Origin of the sequence: Mariniflexile soesokkakense (assembly GCF_039650365.1) — a bacterium.
GTDB classification, from domain to species: Bacteria; Bacteroidota; Bacteroidia; order Flavobacteriales; family Flavobacteriaceae; genus Mariniflexile; species Mariniflexile soesokkakense.
Genome location: NZ_JAZHYP010000020.1, coordinates 1 through 2,199, shown reverse-complemented (window position 1 = coordinate 2,199; position 2,199 = coordinate 1). Strand labels below are relative to the sequence as shown.

Annotated in this window: 3 protein-coding genes; all 3 read right to left on the bottom strand. The window is 32.4% G+C overall.

Annotation, left to right across the window (positions count from 1 at the left end; all coding sequences use genetic code 11):
- Nucleotides 1-160 precede the first annotated feature (160 nt).
- The 3 genes from VP395_RS15760 to VP395_RS15750 all read right to left on the bottom strand — a co-directional run bounded on the left by VP395_RS15760 (nt 161) and on the right by VP395_RS15750 (nt 1,979).
- Nucleotides 161-700 carry a hypothetical protein gene (locus VP395_RS15760; RefSeq protein WP_346242987.1) on the bottom strand — a complete coding sequence of 180 codons (540 nt, stop codon included), beginning with the start codon at nt 698-700 and terminating at the stop codon, nt 161-163.
- Nucleotides 701-999: 299 nt separating this feature from the next.
- Nucleotides 1,000-1,536, bottom strand: coding sequence for a hypothetical protein (locus VP395_RS15755; RefSeq protein ID WP_346242986.1), 537 nt, complete (start codon nt 1,534-1,536; stop codon nt 1,000-1,002).
- Between the two features lie 152 nt (nt 1,537-1,688).
- Nucleotides 1,689-1,979: a hypothetical protein gene (locus VP395_RS15750; protein WP_346242985.1), complete on the bottom strand. Its 291-nt coding sequence runs from the start codon at nt 1,977-1,979 to the stop codon at nt 1,689-1,691.
- Between the last annotated feature and the right edge of the window lie 220 nt (nt 1,980-2,199).

The following is a 2,199-nucleotide window of genomic DNA, read 5'->3' as shown; positions in this document are numbered from 1 at the left end:
AATAAACTGCTTTTTTATTGGTTTTTAACACAGTTCTTGGAAAGTTGCGTGTTTGTGTGCGAGGATTTTCCGAAGGAAAATCAGAAGCAAGCAAACAAAGCAACTCACATTGGTTAAGCACAAAACAGCAATTTTTTATATACTGTGTTGTGTGTAGTTTTTATTTTTCAATCCACTCTATTTCTGGCATATTTATAATTCCCATTCCATTTACAAGCCATTTGTCTTTTTCTTTAATTAGTTTTATTTTCATTCGGAATCCGTTATCTAAAATTTTATCTTTAACATTAACGATTCCTGAAATAGTGTCAAAATCCACTAATTTGAATCCTTTGTCAGGGTAGTCTTGGGCATTGAAGATAGGGTTAAAGCCTAGTCCTAATTCTGGGTCTGCTTTATCTGCTTCTTCCGTTATTCTTTTTAACTCACTTTTGAATTTTTGACTTGCATTGTGGTTAGAATTTACCCATTCTACAATTTCAATTCGGTCATTCATTTGGTTACAGTTTTCTGTGTATCCATTAATAAAACTCAATGCAACATTTGCAATTGAAGTAGAATCCGAAACTATTAATTGATTTTTTTTAATGTCAGTTTCAAGTTCAATTTGTTCTTGGGTTTCCGAGAAATTAATTTTCTCCTTTTTATTATTACAACTTAACGCAATTAAAAGTAAAAGAATTAAATCTAAATTTTTCATCAATTTCAAATTTCAGTTCGGTTTTCTCAAATTACACACAACGGTTACGTATAAGAATAGTGCGTAGTTTGAGTGCGAGGATTTTCCGAAGGAAAATCAGATGCAAGCAAACAAGCACTAACTTTTGATTTAGGAATAAACTTACGCATTATTTTTATACAATGTTAGCATACGTTATTTGTTTTTTGCGCATTACAAAAGTCAGTTTATCCGTCCGTTTTATTTGTCCGTCGCACGTACTGATTGCGTTTTGCTTTGGTCAGTTAGCGCTTTTTAAAGTGTGATAATTACAATAGGTTTTAATTCAAATATTTTTTTAATTCTGGAACAGTTGAAATTATTTTTTCAGCAATCCTTAAAAACTCAGATTTGTATTTTGAATTCATTGCTTCTTCTCGGTTCATGAAATGTCCTAAAATAGAATTTCCAAACCATGGAGATTCAGTTGAATTTGTAATCATCATTCCAAATCCTTCATCTTTTCCTCTTATTCTCAGGTTTATTGAATCACGTTTTTTTGCACTAGAACTATCTCCCCATTCTCCTATACAAATGGTTAATTTAATTTCAGTAGGAGTATGTCCTAATGTCCAGCCAGCAAAATAGACGCCATGGGCTATTTTACCATCATAAACGAAACCAGTAACTGTGTGAGAAATATTATTGCAACATTTGCAAACAGTAGGTTCTATTGGCTCTCCAAATTCTAAGGTTAAGTTGCTCATTTTAATGTATGCTAACGTTGATGTATATGGAAAGTTGCGTGTTTGTGTGCGAGGATTTTCCGAAGGAAAATCGGATGCAAGCAAACAAAGCAACTCACATTGGTTAAGCACTAAACTAGCAATTTTTTATATACGGTGTTGCCATTTCGTTGTTTTTTTTCTTACAGTTTTTGGTCAGTCGTCAAATTTTTTTGCGTTTCGCTAATCAGTCCGCCGTAACAGTTGCGTACTGCTTTGGTCAGTCAGATGTTTTCAATTCCAGTTTATACTTTTGTCGATGCGAAAATCATTATCAAAATTCCGATTAGAGTGATTATCCAACTGTAATTTTTAAAAATATTTTTAAAACTAAAAAAGGCAATTAAAGTTATAATTCCGAACAAAATAGCATTGAAAAACGGAAAAATTGCTCCGTGATTTGAACTTGCAGGCATATTTGAAGAAGTATTAGAAGCAACAAATAATGCAATTATGATTCCGATAAATATCGCAAAAATATTCAATCCAATTCCGCTTAGCAAAGTTGTTATTTCCGATTTCTTATCAGTTTTCAATATTTATTTTTTTGAGTTTGAGTGCGTTCCGCAATGAATGGCAACGGTTTTGTGTATGGTTAGTTGCGTGGTTTAGCAACTAAGTTAGCAAACTTTTACGAACCCGTGAATATTCCGCAGGAATATTCGCAAGTAGAGAAGAACCTAGCAATTAATTATACACGGCTTAAGTTTGTCTTTTAGTTAAATTTGAATTAAATCAGAAAGAACAAAAGAGAGG

Excerpts from the sequence above, each read along its gene's own strand:
- VP395_RS15760 (WP_346242987.1), bottom strand. The coding sequence starts at position 700 with ATGAAAAATTTAGATTTAATTCTTTTACTTTTAATTGCGTTAAGTTGT.